The sequence below is a fragment of the Thermomonas brevis genome (assembly GCF_014395425.1).
Lineage (GTDB): Bacteria > Pseudomonadota > Gammaproteobacteria > Xanthomonadales > Xanthomonadaceae > Thermomonas > Thermomonas brevis.
The window spans coordinates 1665862-1686344 of the sequence record NZ_CP060711.1; the positions used below are offsets into that span (position 1 = coordinate 1665862).

Sequence of the window (20483 nt, forward strand, 5' to 3'; positions counted from 1 at the left end):
ATGCCCGCCTTCGCGGGCATGACGATGAGCGTTAACCGAGGCAGTTGCGCAATTCGCGTTCCACCGCCGCATTGATCGCCGGCCAATTCCGCCGCCCGTCCGCGCGGGCGACATCCCGCTTCGGCATCTGCGCGAAGAACAGCTCCGCCTGCGCCCACGAGCGCGCGGGCGACGGCACGAACACGCCGGCGATGCGGCCGTCGAATCCGGCGCTGCGGTCCACCCGCCCGTTGGCGTCCAGCGTTCCGTACAGCGGCTTGGCGCTGTAGTAGCCGAGCAGCCGCCGCGCCCGCGCGTCGCGCAGGACGTGGAAGTCGTGGCGGTGCAGCGGGTAGCGGAACCAGTGGCGGAAGCCGGGCAAGACCCGCGGCAGATCCGCGGGGTCCAGCGACGGCGGCAGTGCGGTTTTCGCCACTACGGCTTCAGCGTCCTCTCGAACAGCTCGTGGATGCGTCGATATTCGTCGTACCAGCTGTCGGGGTGGGTGAAGCCGTGCCGCTCCAGCGGATACGGCGCCAGCTCCCACTTGTCCTTGCGCAGCTCGATGAGCTTCTGCGTCATCATCACCGAGTCCTTGAAGAACACGTTGTCGTCGATCATGCCGTGGGCGATCAGCAGGTTGTCGCGCAGGCCGTCGGCGTATTCGATCGGCGAGGAGCGCTGGTAGGCCTCGGGGTCGAGTTCCGGGGTGTTGAGGATGTTGGACGTGTATTCGTGGTTGTACTGCGACCAGTCGCTGACCGGGCGCAGCGCGGCCCCCGCCTTGAACGTGCCCGGCGCCTTGAACAGCGCGACGAAGGTCATGAAGCCGCCGTAGCTGCCGCCGTAGATGCCGGCGCGGTCGCGGTCGCCCTGCTTGTTCGCCACCACCCAGTCGAGGCCGTCGAGATAGTCCTCCAGCTCGGGCTTGCCCATCCAGCGGTAGATCGCGGTGCGCCAGTCGCGGCCGTAGCCTTCGGAGGCGCGGTAGTCGAGGTCGAGGACGACGTAGCCCTCGTTGACCAGCAGGTTGTGGAACATCTGCTCGCGGAAATAGTCGGGCCAGCGCAGCTCGGCGTTCTGCAGGTAGCCGGCGCCGTGCACGAACATCACCACCGGGTACGTCTTCCCCGGCTCCATCGTCGCCGGGCCATAGAACTTGCCCCAGATGCTGCCGGCGCCGTGCTTGCTGGGCACCTGCACGCTCTGCGGGACGATCCACTCGCGCGACTTGAAGTCGGCGCTGCGGGTGTCGGTGAGGCGCTGCGCCTCGCCGCCGCCGGCATCGACCACCGACAGCTGCGGCGGCAGCCAGGCGGCGGAATGCCGCACCAGCAGCTTCGATCCGTCCGGCGACGGCGCGAAGTTCTCCACGCCGTCCAGCGCGGTCACTTCATGCACCTCGCCGCCGCGCGCGGGCACCTTGCAGACTTCGTAGTCCACCGGCGAAACGCGGTTGCACAGGAACCAGAACGTCGCGCCGTCGTTCGATGCGACGACCTGCGAGGTTTCCCACTTGCCGTCGGTCAGCTGCCGGCGGCGCGCGCCATTCAGCGCGTACAGGTGCGACCAGCCGCTTTCCTCGGACAGGTACCAGAGCGTGCCGTCCGGCAGCCAGCCGAACTCGTTGAAGCTCCAGTTGATCCAGGCGTCGTCGTGCAGGCGGTGGCGCGGCTGCAGCGCGGCGCCGGCGAGATCGACGGTGGCGATCCAGCGGTCCTTGTTGTCGATGGCGCGGACCATCACCGCCGCGTTGCGGCCGTCCGCGCTCCAGCGCAGCGTGGGCGCGTCGCCGTTGTCGCCGCTGGTGGCGACCTGCACCGCGCGATTGTCGGTCAATGCGTCCTTGCCGGCGGCCTTGCGCAGCGCGGCCAGCGGGTCGTCCTTGATGCCGGGCAGCGGGTCGAACTTCAGCTCGCTGACCTTGCCGGTGGCGACCTCGGCCAGCCAGAGCGTCTGCGGCACCGGATCGTTGCGGCCGACGCGGGTGCGCGCGTCCTCGAACTCCTCGTAGCCGGATTCGGTGACGTACTTCGGCATCTTGCCGCCCTGGCCCGCGTCCGCGCCCTTCTCGCTGGTGGCGACCAGCAGCCAGCGGCCGTCCGGCGACAGCGAGGAATCGACGATGTCCACGCCCTTGCCGAGATAGACCGGTGCCGGCGCGCGGGTCGGGTCGGCCTTGCGCCACGCGTCGCCCTGCGCGCGCGCGGCCTCGCGCTGGGCGCGGTCGTTCTTCAACGTTTCGATCAGGCGCAGCTGGCGGTCGCGCAGATCGTCGGCCGCGGGCGGCTTGCCCGGTGCGTCCGCCGCCAGCACCGTCGCCGCCTGCGCGATGGCGTGTCCGTCCCAGTGCCACCAGCTGTCGCCGGTGCGCCAGACCAGCGCGCCGTCGCTGCCCCATTGCAGGCGCGAGGCGGCGTCGCTGCCACGCGTGAGTTGGGTCAGCGCGCCGCTGCGCAGGTCGCGCACGAACACGTCGCCGTTGCGGGCGAAGGCGCTGCGCTCGCCGCGGGCGTCGATGACGGCGCCGTCCGCGTCGAGGCCGGCGCGCGCGGCATCGTCCACCTTCGCCGGCGCGGCGCCGTCGAGGCCGGCCTGCCAGGTATCGCGCACCAGCGCGCCCGGCCGCTTCAGCGTGTACAGCGCGGCCTTGCCGTCCCAGCGCCACCACGCGTTCTCCACCGGCGGGCCGATCCAGTCCGGGTCGGCCATCGCCTGCGAGAGCGTGATCGGGTCGGCGGCCTGCGCGGACAGCGAGGCGAGCAGGAGGGCGAGGGCGAGCGGAGCGAGGCGCATGGTGCGGTCCGGAATCGAAGTCGGCGCAGGGTAGCAGCCGCGCCGCGCGGAAGGCTGTGCCAAACGTCCGGCACGCGCGTCGTCACTGGCCGCGAACGATGCGGCGGCGCACACTATGCAGCGGGCGTCGCCCTCGCGCGGCGCGGAGCGCGCTGCGTGGATGCATTGCTGCTGTCGCGGATCCAGTTCGGATTCGTCATCTCGTTCCACATCCTGTTCCCGGCCTTCACCATCGGGCTGGCGAACTGGCTGGCCTTCGTCGAATGGCGCTGGCTGCGAACGAAGGACGACCTCTGGCGCGACCTGTATTTCTTCTGGCTGAAGATCTTCGCGGTGTCGTTCGGCATGGGCGTGGTCAGCGGCATCGTGATGAGCTTCCAGTTCGGCACCAACTGGGCCGTGCTGAGCGAGAAGGCCGGCAACATCCTCGGCCCGCTGCTCAGCTACGAGGTGCTGACCGCGTTCTTCCTCGAAGCCGGCTTCCTCGGCGTGATGCTGTTCGGCTGGAAACGGGTGTCCGACCGGCTGCACTTCCTCGCCACCTGCCTGGTCGCGCTGGGCACGCTGATCTCGACGTTCTGGATCATCTCCGCGAACAGCTGGATGCAGACGCCGCAGGGCTACGCGATCGACGCGCAGGGCGTGCTGCAGCCCGCCGACTGGTGGGCGATCGTGTTCAACCCGTCGTTCCCGTACCGGCTGGCGCACATGGTGCTGGCGGCGTTCATCACCACCTGCTTCGTGATCGGCGGCGTCGCCGCGTGGTACCTGCGGCGCGGCGTGCACGTCGAGGCCGGCAAGCGGATGCTGGTGCACGCGGTGGCGTTCGCCGCGATCGCGGTGCCGGCGCAGGTGTTCGTCGGCGACCTGCACGGGCTCAACGTGCGCGAACACCAGCCGGTCAAGCTGGCGGCGATGGAGGCGCATTGGCGCAGTGAGGGCGAGGGTCGCGGCGTACCGCTGGTGGTGTTCGCGGTGCCGAATGAAACGGCCGAGCGCAACGACTACGAACTCGCGATCCCCCGGCTCGGCAGCCTGGTGCTCACCCATTCGCTCGATGGCGAGATCCAGCCGCTGACCGCGGTGCCGCGCAGCGAGCGCCCGCCGGTGAAGCCGGTGTTCTACGCGTTCCGGGTGATGGTCGGCCTCGGCGTGGCGATGCTGCTGCTCGCCTTCGCCTCGCTGTGGGCGTGGAAGCGCAGGACCCTGTTCGCATCCAGATGGCTGCTCGACGGCTGGCGCTGGCTGAGCCCGGCCGGTTTCGTCGCGCTGCTCGCCGGCTGGTACGTGGTCGAGATCGGCCGCCAGCCGTACACGGTCTACGGCGTGCTGCGCACCGCCGAGTCGGTCAGCCCGAACATCCAGGCGGCGGCGGTGCTGTCGTCGCTGATCGTGTACGCCGCCGTGTATTGCTTCGTGTTCGGCTTCGGCATCTGGTACCTGCGCAAGCTGCTGCGCAAGGGCCCGGTGAAGCAGCCGCCGAAGGACACCGAAGGCGGCGAGAAGACCCCGGCGCGGCCGCTGTCGCTGCCCGACGAGCCGGTGGAGGGCGATGCATGAAGTCCTCATCGTCATGCCTGCGCAGGCAGGCATCCAGTGTCTTTGCGTCTTCGAGTCCGCTTCGATGAAGCAGCCCGCCGTCTACATACTTGCGAGCGGCCGGAACGGCACCCTGTACACGGGGGTCACCAGCGATCTCATCGCCAGAACCTGGCAACACCGGGAACATGCGACCGAAAGATTCACCAGCAAATACGGCGTGACGATGCTGGTCTGGCATGAAATGCACGGCGATATGGAATCGGCGATCCGGCGTGAGAAGCAGATCAAGGCCTGGAAGCGGGAATGGAAAATCCGCTTGATCGAGGAGTTCAATCCGTACTGGAACGACCTGTGGCCGCGAATCATCGGGTCAGAGGCGAACGACACTGGATTCCTGCCTGCGCAGGAATGACGGCAAGAGCAAAGGCGGTTGGCGATGGAATACTGGCTTCCCATCATCTGGTTCGGCGTGATCGGCTTCGGCGTGCTGATGTACGTGCTGCTGGACGGCTTCGTGCTCGGCCTCGGCATCCTCGCCCCGTTCGCGGAGGACGAGGACCAGCTCGACCACATGATGAACACCGCCGCGCCGATCTGGGACGGCAACGAGACCTGGCTGGTGCTCGGCGGCGCCGGCCTGCTGGCGGCGTTCCCGAAGGCGTACGCGCTGATCCTGTCGGCGCTGTACCTGCCGGTGCTGCTGATGCTGGTGGCGCTGATCTTCCGCGGCGTGGCCTTCGAGTTCCGCTTCAAGGCCGAGCGCAGCAAGGCGCTGTGGGGCTGGGCGTTCGCGCTGGGCTCGCTGTGCACGGCGTTCTGGCAGGGCGTGATCCTCGGCGCGATCGTCCAGGGCCTGCCTGTGCAGGACGGCCACTACGCCGGCGGCGTGTTCGGCTTCTTCAGCCCGTTCTCGATGCTGACCGGGATGGCGGTGGTGGCCGGTTACGCGCTGCTCGGCGCCGGCTGGCTGATCCTCAAGACCGAGGGGCGCCTGCAGCAGGTGGCGCGCACCTTCGCGCGGCCGTTGACCCTGCTGGTGGTGGCGTTCATGGGCCTGGTCAGCGCCTGGCTGCCGTTCCTCGCCAGCCGGGTCATGGCGCGCTGGTTCGAGGACGGGAACTTCTGGTGGCTGTCGCCGGTGCCGCTGCTGGTGCTGGCGAACGCGGTCGCGCTGTGGCGGAATGTGTATGCCGCGCAGGGCCGCGACGCGCGTCCGTTCGTGCTGACCCTGTGCTTCTTCGGGCTCGGCTTCGCCGGGCTGGTGTTCGGCCTCTGGCCCTACCTGGTGCCGCCGACGCTGACGCTGTGGCAGGCCGCGTCGCCGCCGTCGTCGCAGCTGTTCGTGCTGGTCGGTCTGGCGGTGCTGCTGCCGGTGATCCTGGGCTACACGTGGTGGTCGTACCGGGTGTTCGCGGGCAAGGTGGCGGCGGATTCCGGCTATCACTGACGCGGCCGCCATGGACGTGCGGACGCGCGCCGGTTCCGCAGGCGCGCGCTTTCCCGCACAATCCATGGCTGTTCCGCACACCGATTCCCCCGGATCGCGATGCTCGCCTACGTCTACAAGAGCCTGAAAAAGGCCGACACCTACGTCTATCTCGCCGGCCGCGACGAACTCGCCCGCCTGCCCGAGCCGCTGCGCGCGCAGCTGGGCGAACTGCGCTTCGTGCTGGAAGTGGCGCTGACGCCGGAGCGCAGGCTCGCGCAGGAAGACCCGGCGGTGGTGCGCGCGAACCTCGCCGCGCGCGGCTTCCACATCCAGTTCCCGCCGACCGTGCAGGACCCGATGAGCGACGACTGGGGCACCGATGCCTGAGCGCACGCTCTCCACGGGCGCGCCCGTCGCCGGCACGGCGCTGCTCGCCCTGGGCGTGTTGCTGGCCGGCGCCTGCTGGCTGGATGGCGGCGCGGCGGTGGCCGGCATCGCCTGGCTGGCGCAGATTCCCGCCGCGCTGGGCATGGCGCTGCTGCGCGGCCGGAGCCGGCGCGGACTCGGCGCCGATGCCGGCCGGCTGGCGCTGCTGTGGGGCGGCGGGTTCGTCGGCGCCGGCGTCCTGCTGGCGTGGCCGCTGTCGCGCCTGCTGGCCGCGCCGTCGCTGGGCCACGCACTGCTGCTGGCCGGGCTGGCCGGCGTCCTGCTGATCGCGCTGTGGTGGCGCTGGCCGGACTGGCATCTGCTGGAACGCAGTGGCGGCAGCGCGCAGGCGCGCTTCGCCGCGCGGCAATCGCTGGATCAGCAAAGCTGGCGCGGACTGCTGATGGCTGCGCTGCCGGCGTTCCTGCTGCTGGCCGGCGGCGTGCTGCTGGCGTGGTCCGGCCTGCTGGCCGGCGGCGCGCGCATCGTCGCCTGCGCCGTCTATGCGCTGGTCCTGCCGCTGGCGCACCTGGTCCTGCAATCGGCGTCGGGCCAGCCCGCGCTGCACGGCCTGCCGGTGGTCGAAATGGACGCGTCGGATCCGGCCGATGCCGATGACGACATTCTCCAGGCCGAGCTCGCCACCGCGCCGCTGCCGGCCGCCACGGAAGCCAGCTCCGCCGCCGACCTCGCCGGCCTCAACCGCCAGCTGTACGCGGCCGCGCGCAACGGCCGGGTGGAGCGCGCGCTGGCCCTGCTGGGCGCCGGCGCCGACCCGATGGCCGCGCCCGATGCGGACACCCGCGACCGCCGCAGCCTGCCGGTGCTGGCCGCGGTGCTGCCCGACCTGCGCCTGCTGCGCGCGCTGATCGAACGCGGCGTCGACGTCAACCGCATGCAGGACGGCATGACCCCCCTGCTGGCCGCCACCCGCGACAGCTGGCACGGTCGCCCGGAAGCGGTGATGACCCTGCTCGCCAACGGCGCCGACCCGCGCAGCGCCGACGCCGACGGCAACACGCCGCTGCACCACGCCGCGCGCAGCTCCGACCCTGGCGTGGCCGCGCTGCTGCGCGACGCCGGCGCCGACATCGACGCGCTCAACGCCGGCGGCCAGTCGCCGCTGGGCAGCGCCTGCGCCTGCGGCAACTGGCGGCTGGCGCGCTTCCTGCTGGAACGCGGCGCCAAGCCCGAACCCGCCAGCGGCCAGCCGGCGCTGCTGGCCGCGGCCGGCAGCGAGGAGGACGATGCCGCCGGCGTGCAGCTGTTGCTGCGCCACAAGGCCAAGGCCAATACCCGCGACGCGCGCGGCCGCAGCGCCCTGCACGAAGCCGCCGCCGCCGGCCACGCCGCTATCTGCCAGGCGCTGCTGGACGCCGGCGCGGAGATCGACGCGCGCGACGGCGAAGGCCGCACGCCGCTGCTCGATGCCGCCCGCACCGGCGCATCGGAGGCGCTCGACGTGCTGCTGGCCGCCAAGGCCGATCCGCTGGCCAGCGACGCCAACGGCGCCAACGCCCTGCACCTGGCCTGCGCCGCGGAAAGCCCGGCGCCGGAGCTGGTGCAGCATCTGCTGGCGCTGGGCATCGACCCGCAGGCGCGCGACGCCTACGGCCGCAGCGCGCTGGACGTGGCCAGCGACGCCGGCCGCTGGCCGCTGGTCGCGGTGCTGGACCCGTCCCGCGCGCTGCCGGCCTCGCTGGCCGGAGACGATGCGGCGCCGCCGGAACGCCCGCCGCTGCTGCAACTGCGCGAAGCGCTGCTGGACGGCGCCGATCCGCGCCGGCTGGCCGCGCTGGCCGCGCCGCTGGAGCGCAGCGACTTCGACCACCTGCTGGGCGATGCCGACGTCGCTGCCCAGCCCGAACGCATGGACTGGCTGCTGCGGCACGGCGCCAACCCGGAACTGCGCGCGCCCGGCACGTCGACGCCGCTGGATGCCGCGCTGGCGCGCGGCGCGGCGGGGATGGAAACCGCCCGCCTGCTGTTCGCGCACGGCGCCTCGCCGGCCGGCGGCGGCAGGCTGGCCCGCTATCTGGCCGCCTGCCTCGACGCCGCGGACGACGGACAGGGCGAAGCCTTCGCGCTCGACCTGCTGGCGCGTGGCGCCGACCCGTTCGGTTCCGGCCCCGGTGGCGAACCGCCGCTGCTGCTGGCCGTGCGGCTGCACTGGCCGGCGCTGCTGCAACGGCTGATCGCGCTGGGCGCGGATCCCGATGCCTGCGACGGCCGCGGCATGAGCGCGCTGCACTTCGCCGCCACGCTGGGCCGCAAGGACGCGCTGACCGCGCTGCTGGCCGCCGGCGCCTCGCCCGACCGGCGCGCGGCCGACGGCCAGACGCCGCTCGGCATCGCGCTGGCCAGCGGCCAGCGCGACCTCGCCGACTGGCTGGACTGGCGCGGCTGGCGGCTGCCGCGGCGCCCGCTGGCCGCCACCGACCTGCCTGCCGCAGCGGTCGCCGGCGACCGCGACGCGGTGCGCCGGCTGCTGGACCTGGGCTTCCCCATCGACACCACCGACGGCCAGGGCTGCACCGCCCTGCTGCGTGCGGCCGGAGGCGGCCACCGCGAGCTGGTGGACGACCTGCTGGCGCGCGGCGCCGATCCCGGCCTGACCGCCAACACCGGCGCCACCGCGCTGTCGGCGGCGGTGAGCATGCGCCACCTCGAAATCGTCGACCGTCTGCTGCAGGCCGGCTGCGGGCTGGAACAGCGGCTGCCCGGCGACGTCACTGTGCTGATGCTGGCCGCCGCGCTGGGCCTGCCGGAACTGGTTTCGCGCCTGCTGCAGGCCGGCGCCGACCTCAACGCGGTCGACGCGCAGGGCCTGACGCCGCTGCACTGCGCCGCGTTGTACGGCTTCACCGCTCGCGACCGCGCCCGTCTGCTGGCCCTGCTGGACGGCCTGCTGCTGGCCGGCGCCGACCCGCACCGCACGGCGGGCAACGGCACCACCCCGCTGCTGCTGCTGCTGGGCGCGCGCGCCGAGCCCGGCACGCCGAGCAGCGAAGACGTGCTGCTGGCCGCGCTGGACCTGCTGCTGGAGGAAGGCGTGCGGCTGGACGCGCGCGACCCGCGCGGCTTCGGCCCGCTGCATCTGGCCGCCCTGCACGGCCTGCAGCGCACCGTGCAGGCGCTGCTGCGCGCCGGCGCCGACCCTGACCTGCGCGACAACGCCGACCGCACCCCGCGCGACATCGCGCTGACGCGCGGCTACGTGGACATCGCCGCCGAACTGGTGCCGCCCGCCGCACCGCCGCCGGGCGGCGTGTCGATGGCGCGCTTCCTGCGCGAGTAGCGAAGAAAGCGCGCGCCGTTAAGCAACCGGCACCATTGCATCGTCCTTCCGCCGCAACGATGCAAGACAGGCGGTTTCCTCGCTTGATTCAAGATGACTGCGGCTGCTCCCCGCGCGCCGCCTGCGCCATCGCGCCCTCCCCCGCGTCGGCCTCGAACAAGCCGTCCAGCTCCCGCCGCGCGTCGCGGGCGGCCTGCAGCAGCGCGTCCTCGTCGTCCTGCAGCAGGCGCTGCGTTTCCAGCAGCGACTCGTCCCACTCGCGGAAGCGGCGCGCGCGATCGTCGGCCTGCGCGCGCTCCATGCCAAGCGCCACCAGCACGTCGCGGCCCATCTCCAGGCTGCTGCCATAGGTTTCGCGCAGCGCCTGCGCGCCCAGGTCCACCAGCTGCCAGGCATGGCGACGGTCGCGGGCGCGCGCGAATACCTTCGCTTGCGGGTAGTGCTTGCGCACCAGCCGCACCATCCGCAGGCTCGCCTCGACGCCGTTGATCGCGACCACGAACACCTTGATCCGCGCCGCTCCGGCCGAGCGCAGCAGCGCCAGCCGGGTGGGGTCGCCGTAGTAGATCTGGTCGGTGCCGATCTTGCGCGACAGGTTGACCTGTTCGATGTCCGGGTCGATGGCGATGAACGCGATGCCCTGCGCGCGCAGCAGACGCGCGACGATCTGGCCGAAGCGGCCGAAGCCGGCCAGCAGCACCTGCGGGTGGCGGTCGTCGGGAATGGTGTCGTACTCGCGCGCCTGCGACGCCAGCCTGTCGGGCAGCAACTTCGAGGCCAGCATCAGCAGCAGCGGCGTGGCCGCCATCGACAGGCCGACGATGGCGGTCAGGCGGTCGCGGGTGGCGGCGTCCAGCAGCCCGGCCTTCCTCGCCTCGCCGAACACCACGAACGCGAATTCGCCGCCCAGCGCCAGCACGCCGGCCAGCAGGAACGCGCCGCGCGTGTCCAGCCCGCCCGGCCGCCGGCCCAACGCGAACAAGAGGCAGGTCTTCACCGCCAGCAGCGTCGCCACGCCGCCGGCGATCAGCAGCGGCTCGGCGACGATCCGCTGCACGTCGATGCCCATGCCCACGGCCATGAAGAACAGGCCCAGCAGCAGGCCCTCGAACGGCTTGATCTGCGCTTCGAGTTCATGCCGGTATTCGGATTCGGCCAGCAGCACGCCGGCCAGGAACGCGCCCAGGCCGGCGCTCAACCCGGCCAGCTCCATCAGCCAGGCGCTGCCCAGCACCACCAGCAGCGCCGCGCCGGTGAACACTTCGGGCAGGTCGGTGCGAGCGATCGCGCGGAACAGGTGGCGCAGCAGGTAGCGGCCGCCGAACACCAGCGCCGCGATCAGCGCCACCGCGCGCACCACTTCGCTCCATTCCAGGCCGACGCTCTTGGCCTTGCCCAGCAGCGGGATGGCGGCCAACAGCGGGATGGCGGCGAGGTCCTGGAACAGCAGGATCGCGAACGCCAGCCGGCCGTGGTCGGCGGCCAGCTCCTTGCGTTCGGCCAGCAGCTGCAGGCCCACCGCCGTGGACGACAACGCCAATCCCAGGCCGACCACCAGCGCCGCCTTCCAGCCCAGCCCGGCGAGGAACGCCAGCCCGCCCAGCGCGGCGCCGCACAGCAGCACCTGCAACCCGCCGACCATGAAGATCGGCTTGCGCATCACCTTCAACCGCGGCAGCGACAGCTCCAGCCCGATCACGAACAGCAGCATCACCACGCCGATCTCGCTGGCCGCCAGCACCTTGCCGGGATCGCGCACCAGCGCCAGTTCGTGCGGCCCCAGCAGCACGCCGGTGGCGAGGTAGGCGAGGATCGCGCCCAGCCCGAAGCGCTTGAACAGCGGCACCGCCAGCACCGCCGCCAGCAGGAAGACCAACGCGAGTTCCAGGCCGCCGCTATCCATCCGATCCTTCCATGCCAACCGGCAACCAGCTTACGGCACGGCAGGCGGCGCGGGCGCGGTGGTCGAGCAGCGGCTGGCCTTGATCTTCGCGTCCACGGCGTCGTATGCGGCCTGGCGCGCGCGGCGGGTGTCGTCGTCGGCGTAGCGCAGCTTGAAGTCGGCCTCATCCAGCCGCCGGTACCACGCGGCGCACAGCTGCTCGGCGGGCACTTCGGTGCAACTGTCCTGCTTCATCTCGCAGGCACTGCCCATGCCGAGCGCGGCGCTGCCGTCGATGCCGGTCACCTGCAGCGGCACGCAGCTCGGCTCGGGCGTGGCGGTTTCGCCGTAGTAGGTGTCGCCCTTCCAGCTCGCGCACTGGTACAGCGGCGGCGGCGCGGGCAGGCCGGCGGCTTCCGGCGCGGGCGTGCGCTGGCTGTTGGGGCCGCCGACCAGCACGAACTCGCCGTACTGCTTCGGCTCCGGCGGCGGCTCCTCGGGCTTCGCTTTCTTCGCCGGCACCGGCACCGTCCTGACCGAGCCGATGCGGCGGATCTCCTGCTTCATGCCGGCCGCGCAGGGCGTGCCGTTCTGCATCGACACGTTGCCCTTGGCGTCGGTGCATTTGTAGAACACCGTCTCCTGCGCACGCGCCATCCATGGCAGGCACAGGAGCAGCAGCGCGATGGCGAGGCGGCGCATCTCAGCGGCCCCCGCAGTCGTTGTCGAGACGTTCGTTGATGTCGCGTTCCTCGGCGCGCAGCGCGTCGCGCTCCTTTTCCTGCGCGTTGAAGAAGCGGGTGCGCAGTTCGCTGCGGCGATCGCGCAGGCGCGCGCAGGCTTCGCGCGGCGGCAGCATCGTGCAGTCGTCGCGAATCCAGGTGCCGCCGCCGGTGGCGACCGGCCAATTGATGTCGCGACGCGGCGGGTGCATCACCTTGTCGGGCTGGCCGATGTTGTCGCCGAGCATCGACCGGGGCCGCACCGCCGGATAGCCCAGCGTCCACAGCGGCACCCAGCGCGGATTGCCGCGGCCGTCGTCGCTGGTGTAGCGCTTGCCTTCCGGCGTGACGCATTCGTACATCGGCCGCGGCGGCGCCAGGTACACGGTGCGGGACTCCGACGGCGATGCCGGCACGGGAGCCGCGGATGACGGTTTCGAGGGCATGGCGGGCAGCGCGGGCGCATCGACCGGCCGCAGCATCTCGCGCGCCTGCTGCGCCTGCCCCTTTGCGCAGGGCGCATCCTGCAGGCTGACCTTGCCGGCGGCGTCGGTGCAGCGATAGACGGTGACGGTGACCGGCGGTTTCGACGCCGATTGCGCGCGCGCACCGCCGGCCAATAACGGCAACAGGCAGACGGCAAGTGCGGCGGCGAGGCGCATGCCCGTATCTTGGCGCGCCGGAGCGCGCGACGGAACCCCGCGCCGCGTCGGCTTTCAGGCGGCCGTCAGCGCCGCCGGAATCGCCTTCACGCCGCGCAGCATGCGCGCGATACTGGCCGCCGCGTCGCGCCCTTCCTGCACGGCGGTCACCACCAGGTCGGCGCCGCGCACGCAGTCGCCGCCCGCGAACAGCGCGTCGTGCCCGGTCTGGTACGGCAACCGGCCATTGCCACCGACTTTGATGCGGCCGTTGGCCTGCGCCTGCACGCCCAGCGCTTCCAGCCACTGCGGCGCGCGCGGGCTGAAGCCGAAGGCGATGACGACGACATCGGCGTCGATGATCGATTCGCTGCCGGGAATCGGCTGCGCCGCGCGACGACCGTTGGCGTCGGGCTCGCCGAGCTGCGTCTCCACCATCCGCACGCCGCTGGCCTGTCCGTCGCCGACGATCTCCAGCGGCTGGCGGTTGAACAGGAACTGCACGCCTTCCTCGCGCGCGTTCGCCACCTCGCGCGCGGAGCCGGGCATGTTGGCCTCGTCGCGGCGGTAGGCACACGTCACGCTGGCCGCGCCGAGGCGGATCGCCGAGCGCACGCAGTCCATGCCGGTGTCGCCGCCGCCCAGCACCACCACACGCTGGCCGCGCAGGTCGGGCAGCGCCAGCGCGGTTTCCCAGCCGGCGATGGGCCGGCCCTGCGGATCGCCGCCGGTGACGATGCGCCCGTTCTGCACGAGGAAGGGCAGCGCCAGCAGCACGCCGCGCAGCTCCTGCCCCGGCAGGCCGCCGTCGGTGTAGCGGTACGCGCCGAGGCCGAGGAAGACCGCGTCGAACTCACTCAGCAATTCGTCGATGGCGACGTCGCGTCCCACATCGACGCCGAGGCGGAAATGCACGCCCATGCCTTCCAGCACCGCGCGCCGCGTGGCGATCACCGCCTTGTCCAGCTTGAAGCTGGGAATGCCGAATTGCAGCAGCCCGCCGATCTGTTCGTAGCGGTCGAACACGGTGGCCTCGATGCCGCTGCGCGCGAGGCGATCCGCGCAGGCCAAACCGGCTGGCCCCGCGCCGATGATCGCCACGCGCTTGCCGGTGGGCTTCACCTTCGACAGATCCGGCCGCCAGCCCTGCGCGAACGCGGTATCGACGATGTACTTCTCCACCGCGCCGATGGTGACCGCGCCGAAGCCGTCGTTGAGCGTGCATGCGCCTTCGCACAAGCGATCCTGCGGGCAGACGCGCCCGCACATTTCCGGCAGCGGATTGGTTTCGTGGCAGAGCGCCGCCGCTTCGACGATGCGCCCTTCCTGCACCAGTTGCAGCCAGTTGGGGATGTAGTTGTGGACGGGGCATTTCGACTCGCAGTACGGATTGCCGCAGTCGAGGCAGCGACCTGCTTGGTGCGAGGCTTCGGCCTGCCCGAAGCTGCCGTACAACTCGTCGAAGCTGCCGGCCACACGCGCTGCCAGCGGCACTTTCGGCGGCATGTCGCGCGGGGAGTCGAGGAATTGGAAGAGGTGCTTCTTGCTCATGGACTGTCTCGACAAGTGCAGTACGTGGGACCCTGTGTCGTCATTCCCGCGAAGGCGGGAATCCAGCCTCTAGTTTTTTCCTTGAAGATCAAAAGCTGGATTCCCGCCTTCGCGGGAATGACGAGCAAAGACGTGGCGTTCGTGGTGCCTGTCATCACGCCGCCCTCTTCAATTCATTCGCCAACGCTTCCAGACTCGCCGCCTTCGGCTTGACCAGCCAGAACTTGCCCACGAAGTCGCGGAAGTTCTCCCGGATGTGCGCGCTCCAGGCGCTGCCGGTCAACTGCGCATGCGCGTCGATCAGGTCGGTGAGGTGCTGGCGGTAGCCGTCCAGACCTTCCGGGGTGATGCGGGCGATGTCGATCAGTTCGTGGTTGTAGCGATCGACGAAATCGCGTTCGAGGTCGAGCACGTAGGCCAGCCCGCCGGTGAAGCCCGCGCCGAAGTTCAGGCCGGTGCGGCCCAGCACCGCCACCGCGCCGCCGGTCATGTATTCGCAGCAGTGGTCGCCCGCGCCTTCGATCACTGCCGTCACGCCGGAATTGCGCACCGCGAAGCGTTCGCCCGCGCGGCCCGCCGCGTACAGTTCGCCGCCGGTCGCGCCGTACAGGCAGGTGTTGCCGAGGATCGGCGTGTCCTGCGAGGCGAAGCGGCTGCCGTGTGGAGGTTGCAGCACGATGCGACCGCCGGCCATGCCCTTGCCGACGTAATCGTTGGCCTCGCCCTGCAGATGCAGATGCAGGCCGCCGGCGTTGAACGCGCCGAAGCTCTGGCCGGCGCTACCGGTCAGGCGCACGTCGAGCGGCGCGGCGCTCATGCCGGTGTTGCCGTGACTGCGGGCGATGCGGCCCGACAGGCGCGCGCCGATGCTGCGGTCGGTGTTGCGGATGGTGCCGACGAATGCGCCGCCTGCACCTTGGTCGATGGCATCGCCCAGCGCGGCATCGAGCTGCGCGGCCAACCCATCCGGCGGCGCTTGCAGCGCGGGCGTGCCGCAGAAGCTGGCGGCCTGCGCGGGATCGCGCGCCAGCAGCCGCGACAGATCGACATCGACCTGATCGCGGGTCGCGCGTAGCGTTTGCTCCAGCAGGTCAGTGCGGCCGATGGCCTCGTCCAGCGTGCGCAGGCCCAGCTGCGCCAGCCATTCGCGCACGTCCTCGGCGACGTTGCGGAAGAAGCATTCCACGCGCTCGGGCAGGCCCTTGAAGTGGTCGCGGCGCAGGCGTTCGTCCTGCGTCGCCATGCCGGTGGCGCAGTTGTTGAGGTGGCAGATGCGCAAGTATTTGCAGCCCAGCACGATCATCGGCGCGGTGCCGAAGCCGAAGCTGTCCGCGCCCAGCAGCGCGGCCTTGATGACGTCGAGGCCGGTCTTGAGGCCGCCGTCAGTTTGCAGCAGCACGCGCCCGCGCAAGTCATTCGCCTGCAACGCCTGCCGCGCTTCGGACAGGCCCAGCTCCCACGGCACGCCGGCATAGCGCACCGAGCCGAGCGGGCTGGCCCCAGTGCCGCCATCGTGCCCGGCAATGGTGATGAGATCGGCACCGGTCTTGGCGACGCCTGCGGCAATCGTGCCGACGCCGGCGTGCGAGACCAGCTTCACCGAAATCAGCGCCTGCGGATTGACCTGCCGCAGATCGAAGATCAGTTGCGCGAGGTCTTCGATGGAATAGATGTCGTGGTGCGGCGGCGGCGAGATCAGGCCGATGCCGGGCTTGGCGTAGCGCAGCCGCGCGATCAGCGGATTGACCTTGCTGCCCGGCAACTGCCCGCCTTCGCCGGGCTTCGCGCCCTGCGCCAGCTTGATCTGCAGAACCTCGGCGCTGATCAGGTATTCGGGCGTGACGCCGAAGCGGCCCGACGCGACCTGTTTGATCTTGCTGCGCCGCTCGGTGCCGTGGCGCGCCGGGTCTTCGCCGCCTTCGCCGGAATTGCTGCGGCCGCCGAGGCGGTTCATCGCGATCGCCAGCGCCTCGTGCGCTTCCGGCGACAGCGCGCCGAGGCTCATCGCCGCGCTGTCGAAGCGGCGCACGATGCTTTCCACCGACTCCACGTCGGACAGCGGCAGCGACGCATCGGCCAGCTTCAGATGCAACAGGTCGCGCAGCGCAGCCGGCGGGCGGGTATCGACGTGGTTCGCATACGTTTTCCAATCGTCGCGCTCACCGGTCAGCACCGCATGTTGCAGCGATTGCACCACGTCCGGGTTGTATTGGTGGTATTCGCCGCCGTGGACGTAGTGCAGCAGGCCGCCGATCTCCGGCAGCGCGTCGTCGTCCCAGCCGTGCGCGGCCAAGGCGCGCGCATCGGCTTCCAATCGCGCAAAGCCCGCGCCGCCGATGCGCGAAGGCGTGCCGTCGAAGCAGCGCGCCACCACGGCATCGTCCAGCCCGACGATCTCGAACAACTGCGCGCCGCGATAGCTGGAAATGCTGCCGATGCCCATCTTCGACAGGATCTTCAGCAGTCCCTTCTTCACCCCGCGCCGGTAGCTGCGGCCGATCTGCTGCGTCTCGCCGCTGGTCTTGCCGCCGAGGATGCCGCGCCGGCCCAGCGCGTGCAGGGTCTGGTAGGCGAGATAGGGATACACCGCCGTCGCGCCGAAACCGATCAGGCAGGCGAAGTGGTGCGGATCGCGCGCGGTGCCGGTTTCGACGATCAGGTTGGCGTCGCAGCGCAAACCGACGCGCACCAGGTGCTGGTGCACCGCGCCGGTGGCGAGCAGCGCGTGCACGGCGGCGGTGCCGCGACGCGGGCGGCGGTCGGATAGGATCAGGAGTTCATCGCCCGCGCGCACCGCTTCCTCGGCCTGCGCGCAGATGCGGTCGAGCGCCTGCGGCAGCGCGGTGGCGTCGTCGAAATACAGGTCGATGTAGCGGTACGCGGTGGCAAAGCGCGGCAGCGCCAGCAGCTGGTGCAGCTTGCGCTGCGACAGCACCGGCGAGTTCAGCAGGACGTGGTCGACGTTCTCGGGCCCATCATGGAACAGGTTGCCCTCGCGCCCGATCTGGGTCGAAAGCGTCATCACGCAAGCTTCGCGCAGCGGGTCGATGGGCGGGTTCGTCACCTGCGCGAACGCCTGCCGGAAGCAGTCGTACAGCGGGCGCACGCGCTGGCTGATCGCGGCCATCGGAATGTCGTCGCCCATCGAGCCTATGGCTTCCTGCTCGGTTTCGGCCAGCGGGCGCAGCACCCGCTCCTGTTCCTCGCGGGTGAGCTGGAACAGCTTCTGGAAGCCGAGCACGGTGGCGTCGTCGAACGGCTCGTCGCACAGCGCCGGGTCGATCAGCTCGGTGTGCAGGTAGGTCATGCCCTGCCGCAGCCATTGCTTGTACGGCGCGCGCGCGCGATTGAGCGCGTCGATGGCGTCGTTGTCCAGCAGCCGGTTGTTGACCAAATCGACCGCGATCATTTCGCCGGGGCCGAGCTTGCCCTTGGCCTGCACGCGCGCGGGTTCGATGTCGAGCACGCCGGCCTCGGACGCGATGGCGAACACGCCATCGGTCGTCAGCGTCCAGCGCGCGGGGCGCAGGCCGTTGCGGTCGAGCGTGCAGGCGGCGTGCTTGCCGTCGCAGGTGACGACGCCGGCGGGGCCGTCCCACGGTTCGGAATTGATCGCGTAATACTCGTAGAACGCAGACAGGTCGGCGTCCTTGTATTCCAGCGACTGCGTGGCCGGCGGCATCAGGATGCGCATCGCCTTCGGCAAGTCCATGCCGCCCAGCAGCAGCCATTCCAGCGCGTTGTCGAGCGACTGCGAATCGGAGCCGTGCATCGACACCACGTCGTCGAAGCCGCTCACGTCCAGCAGAGGCGACTTCCACACATCCTTGCGCGACTGCGCCCAGCGGCGGTTGCCCTCGATGCTGTTGATCTCGCCGTTGTGGGCGAGCCGGCGGAACGGATGCGCCAGCGGCCAGCGCGGCTGGGTGTTGGTGGAGAAGCGCTGGTGGAACACCACCGCGCGCGCAGCAAGCAGCGGATGCGCGAGGTCGGGAAAGAGTTGCCGCAGGTGCTTCGGCAGCACCATGCCCTTGTAGCCGAGCAAGCGCGCAGACAGGCTGACGATGTAGAAATCCGGCACGTCGCGCAGCGTTTGTTCGGCGCGCTTGCGGGCGAGGAACAGCGCGCGCTCGAAAGCGTCGGCATCGTCGCCGTCGCTCTCCACGAACAGTTGTGCGATGCGCGGCAGCGACGCGCGTGCCAGCGCACCGCATACGGCGGGATCGACCGGCACCGCGCGCCAACCGGCGATGCGCAGGCCGGCGTTTTGCAGTTCCTGCTCCAACGCGGCGCGACATTGCGCGTCGAGCGCATCGTCCTGCGACAGAAACACATTGCCGGCGGCGACGAGGCTCGCGTGCAGCGCGATGCCGGCTTCGCTCGCCAACGCACGCACGAACGCATCCGCGCCGTGGATCAGCACGCCGCAACCATCACCGGACAACCCATCCGCCGCTACGCCGCCGCGATGCACCATCCGCGACAAGGCTTCCAGCGCAGCATCGACAATGGCGCGCGACCCTTTGCCCTCGACCTGTGCAATCAGGCCGAAACCGCAACTGTCGTGTTCGCTGGCAGGGTCGTACAGACCCCGAGTCGGGCTGCGCCGCATCGTCGTGTCCGTGCAGAAGGTGGGGAACGCCCGCGTTCCCGATCTCCCTGTGGAACGCGACGCGCACCCCGACTAGAGCATAGTTTGTGCGGCGCAACAAGAGGGTTTGGCGAAGAAATTATTGTTGCAGACGAAACTTCCGAATTGTCCGCAAAGACAAGCTGGGCGCGGGTTTCAGCGCAACGTCGCGCCGCTGCGCGCGTCGCGGATGGCGCTGGGCTGCGCACGGCCCAGGGTTTCGCCGCCGCTGACCGCATCGACGCCGGCGACGATGCGCGGATCGAGTTCCTCTCGCGTACGCGGCGACGGTTCGCTGGCGATGTTGGCGCTGGTGGACACCAGCGCACCGCCGAAGCCATCGCACAACCCGCGCACCAGCGGATGCGCGGTCACCCGCACGGCGATGCCGTCGTGCGCGCCGGTGATCCAGCGCGGCGCGTCGTTGGACGCCGGCACGATCCACGTGTTCGGCCCCGGCCAGCTGGCGCGCACTTCGGCCAACTGCGCGGCGGCAAGCGATGCGGTGTCGATGAAGGGCGCGAGCTGCACCTCATCCGATGCAATCAGGATCAACCCCTTGGCGACGTCGCGCTGTTTGAGCGCCAGCAGGCGCAGCACCGCTGCTTCATCGCGCGGATCGCAACCCAAGCCCCACACGCCTTCGGTGGGGTAGGCGATGACGCCGCTATTGCGAAGCGAAGCGAGGGCGGCAGTAATGTCGGTCATGCGCGAAGCTTACAGCGGCGGCGTGAAAGCTAGCCGGCATGCCTAACGAAATAGACCGACGCACCCAGCGCCGCGATGGCAACGAGCACGAGAGACCCATAGCGCAGATGGAAAGGAATCGGCACCTTGTCCAAGCCCCGTTCCGTTTCCTTCGTGTCGAGCACCCAGCCGTGGTTGCACTGAGAACATGCGAGTTGGTATCGCTTGCCGTAAACGAAGCCGAACAGCAAATCGAACTGGCCGAACTTGTATTTGAGTTGCGGCTGGAACGCCGTCGCTTCGTCGCAGCGCGGGCAATGCCGCTCTTCCGTCGGGCCAATGGGCACGGTGCGCTCGCCTTGGCCGATGTAGAACATCATGCGATCACCGTTTGCGGCTTCCTGATCCCCGCAAGCCGCGCCGAAAAGCGCATTGGTTTGATCGAATGGCTAGGCATCTCCCGATGCACCGTCCCGCGCCTCGATCCCGCGACTCACCCTGAACACATGCCCATCCGGGTGGCGGACATGCATTTCCCGGACATTCCACGGCATGTCCGTCGGCGGCCACGTCACTTCGATCCCTTGCTCAAGGCAACGCCGGTACACGGCATCCACGTCGTCCACCCACAGCGACATCCAAACAGCCTTTTCCGCAGCCTCGTTGGATGCCGGGCCGAATGTCGCCGGATAGCCGCTGGCTCCCCGACCGCCTTGGCCGTTCTGGCAAAGGAAAATCTCGCAATGCCCCGAGCAGACACCGCCGAACGTCGGGGGCGTACCCCAGTCCCAGCCTTTCTTCCAACCGAACTTCTCGAACCACGAGAAAGACTGCTGAATGTCGGAGACATTCAGAATCGGCGTTAGATGCTTGACGAGCATGTGGGCCTCATTGACGCCT

General features: G+C 70.2%; 15 protein-coding genes. 5 read left to right on the forward strand and 10 right to left on the reverse strand.

What is annotated here, in order from left to right:
• Window positions 1-31: 31 nt before the first annotated feature.
• Window positions 32-415, reverse strand: a complete 384-nt coding sequence (locus H9L17_RS07765; protein WP_187571749.1) for a hypothetical protein — start codon at window positions 413-415, stop codon at window positions 32-34.
• On the reverse strand, window positions 415-2775 hold the full coding sequence (locus H9L17_RS07770; RefSeq protein WP_187571750.1) for a S9 family peptidase: 2361 nt from the start codon (window positions 2773-2775) through the stop codon (window positions 415-417). The genes H9L17_RS07765 and H9L17_RS07770 overlap by 1 nt, the downstream gene beginning before the upstream one ends.
• Window positions 2776-2931: 156 nt before the next feature.
• On the opposite strand from H9L17_RS07770, the gene H9L17_RS07775 reads away from it, so the two are divergent.
• The 5 genes from H9L17_RS07775 (at window position 2932) to H9L17_RS07795 (ending at window position 9470) form a co-directional block, all read left to right on the forward strand.
• On the forward strand, window positions 2932-4335 hold the full coding sequence (locus H9L17_RS07775) for a cytochrome ubiquinol oxidase subunit I (protein ID WP_187571751.1): 1404 nt from the start codon (window positions 2932-2934) through the stop codon (window positions 4333-4335).
• The gene (locus H9L17_RS07780) at window positions 4328-4729 is read left to right on the forward strand and encodes a GIY-YIG nuclease family protein (protein WP_343044063.1); all 402 of its coding nucleotides are present in this window, start codon (window positions 4328-4330) and stop codon (window positions 4727-4729) included. Before H9L17_RS07775 ends, H9L17_RS07780 begins: the two co-directional genes overlap by 8 nt.
• Before the next feature lie 18 nt (window positions 4730-4747).
• Entirely contained in the window at window positions 4748-5764 is a 1017-nt protein-coding gene (gene cydB / locus H9L17_RS07785) for a cytochrome d ubiquinol oxidase subunit II (RefSeq protein ID WP_187571752.1), read from the forward strand.
• 99 nt (window positions 5765-5863) lie between these two features.
• On the forward strand, window positions 5864-6133 hold the full coding sequence (locus H9L17_RS07790) for a YcgL domain-containing protein (protein ID WP_187571753.1): 270 nt from the start codon (window positions 5864-5866) through the stop codon (window positions 6131-6133).
• Window positions 6126-9470, forward strand: coding sequence for an ankyrin repeat domain-containing protein (locus tag H9L17_RS07795; RefSeq protein ID WP_187571754.1), 3345 nt, complete (start codon window positions 6126-6128; stop codon window positions 9468-9470). Before H9L17_RS07790 ends, H9L17_RS07795 begins: the two co-directional genes overlap by 8 nt.
• Window positions 9471-9558: 88 nt before the next feature.
• On the opposite strand, the gene H9L17_RS07800 is transcribed toward H9L17_RS07795, so the two are convergent.
• The 8 genes from H9L17_RS07800 to H9L17_RS07835 all read right to left on the reverse strand — a co-directional run bounded on the left by H9L17_RS07800 (window position 9559) and on the right by H9L17_RS07835 (window position 20464).
• Window positions 9559-11373 carry a monovalent cation:proton antiporter-2 (CPA2) family protein gene (locus H9L17_RS07800; protein ID WP_187571755.1) on the reverse strand — a complete coding sequence of 605 codons (1815 nt, stop codon included), beginning with the start codon at window positions 11371-11373 and terminating at the stop codon, window positions 9559-9561.
• Window positions 11374-11403: 30 nt separating this feature from the next.
• Window positions 11404-12054 carry a hypothetical protein gene (locus H9L17_RS07805; protein ID WP_187571756.1) on the reverse strand — a complete coding sequence of 217 codons (651 nt, stop codon included), beginning with the start codon at window positions 12052-12054 and terminating at the stop codon, window positions 11404-11406.
• Between the two features lies 1 nt (window position 12055).
• Window positions 12056-12736 carry a DUF4124 domain-containing protein gene (locus tag H9L17_RS07810; protein WP_187571757.1) on the reverse strand — a complete coding sequence of 227 codons (681 nt, stop codon included), beginning with the start codon at window positions 12734-12736 and terminating at the stop codon, window positions 12056-12058.
• Between the two features lie 54 nt (window positions 12737-12790).
• Window positions 12791-14266: an FAD-dependent oxidoreductase gene (locus tag H9L17_RS07815; RefSeq protein ID WP_187571758.1), complete on the reverse strand. Its 1476-nt coding sequence runs from the start codon at window positions 14264-14266 to the stop codon at window positions 12791-12793.
• A gap of 154 nt (window positions 14267-14420) precedes the next feature.
• On the reverse strand, window positions 14421-18878 hold the full coding sequence (gltB, locus tag H9L17_RS07820) for a glutamate synthase large subunit (RefSeq protein ID WP_187571759.1): 4458 nt from the start codon (window positions 18876-18878) through the stop codon (window positions 14421-14423).
• Window positions 18879-19052: 174 nt separating this feature from the next.
• The gene (gene tsaC / locus H9L17_RS07825; RefSeq protein WP_187571760.1) at window positions 19053-19604 is read right to left on the reverse strand and encodes an L-threonylcarbamoyladenylate synthase type 1 TsaC; all 552 of its coding nucleotides are present in this window, start codon (window positions 19602-19604) and stop codon (window positions 19053-19055) included.
• Between the two features lie 29 nt (window positions 19605-19633).
• A complete protein-coding gene (locus tag H9L17_RS07830; protein WP_343044064.1) occupies window positions 19634-19963 on the reverse strand; it encodes a hypothetical protein in 330 nt (109 codons plus the stop codon).
• A 69-nt stretch (window positions 19964-20032) separates the two neighbouring features.
• Complete coding sequence (locus H9L17_RS07835) at window positions 20033-20464, reverse strand: bleomycin resistance family protein (protein ID WP_187571761.1); 432 nt, start codon at window positions 20462-20464, stop codon at window positions 20033-20035.
• Window positions 20465-20483 lie beyond the last annotated feature (19 nt).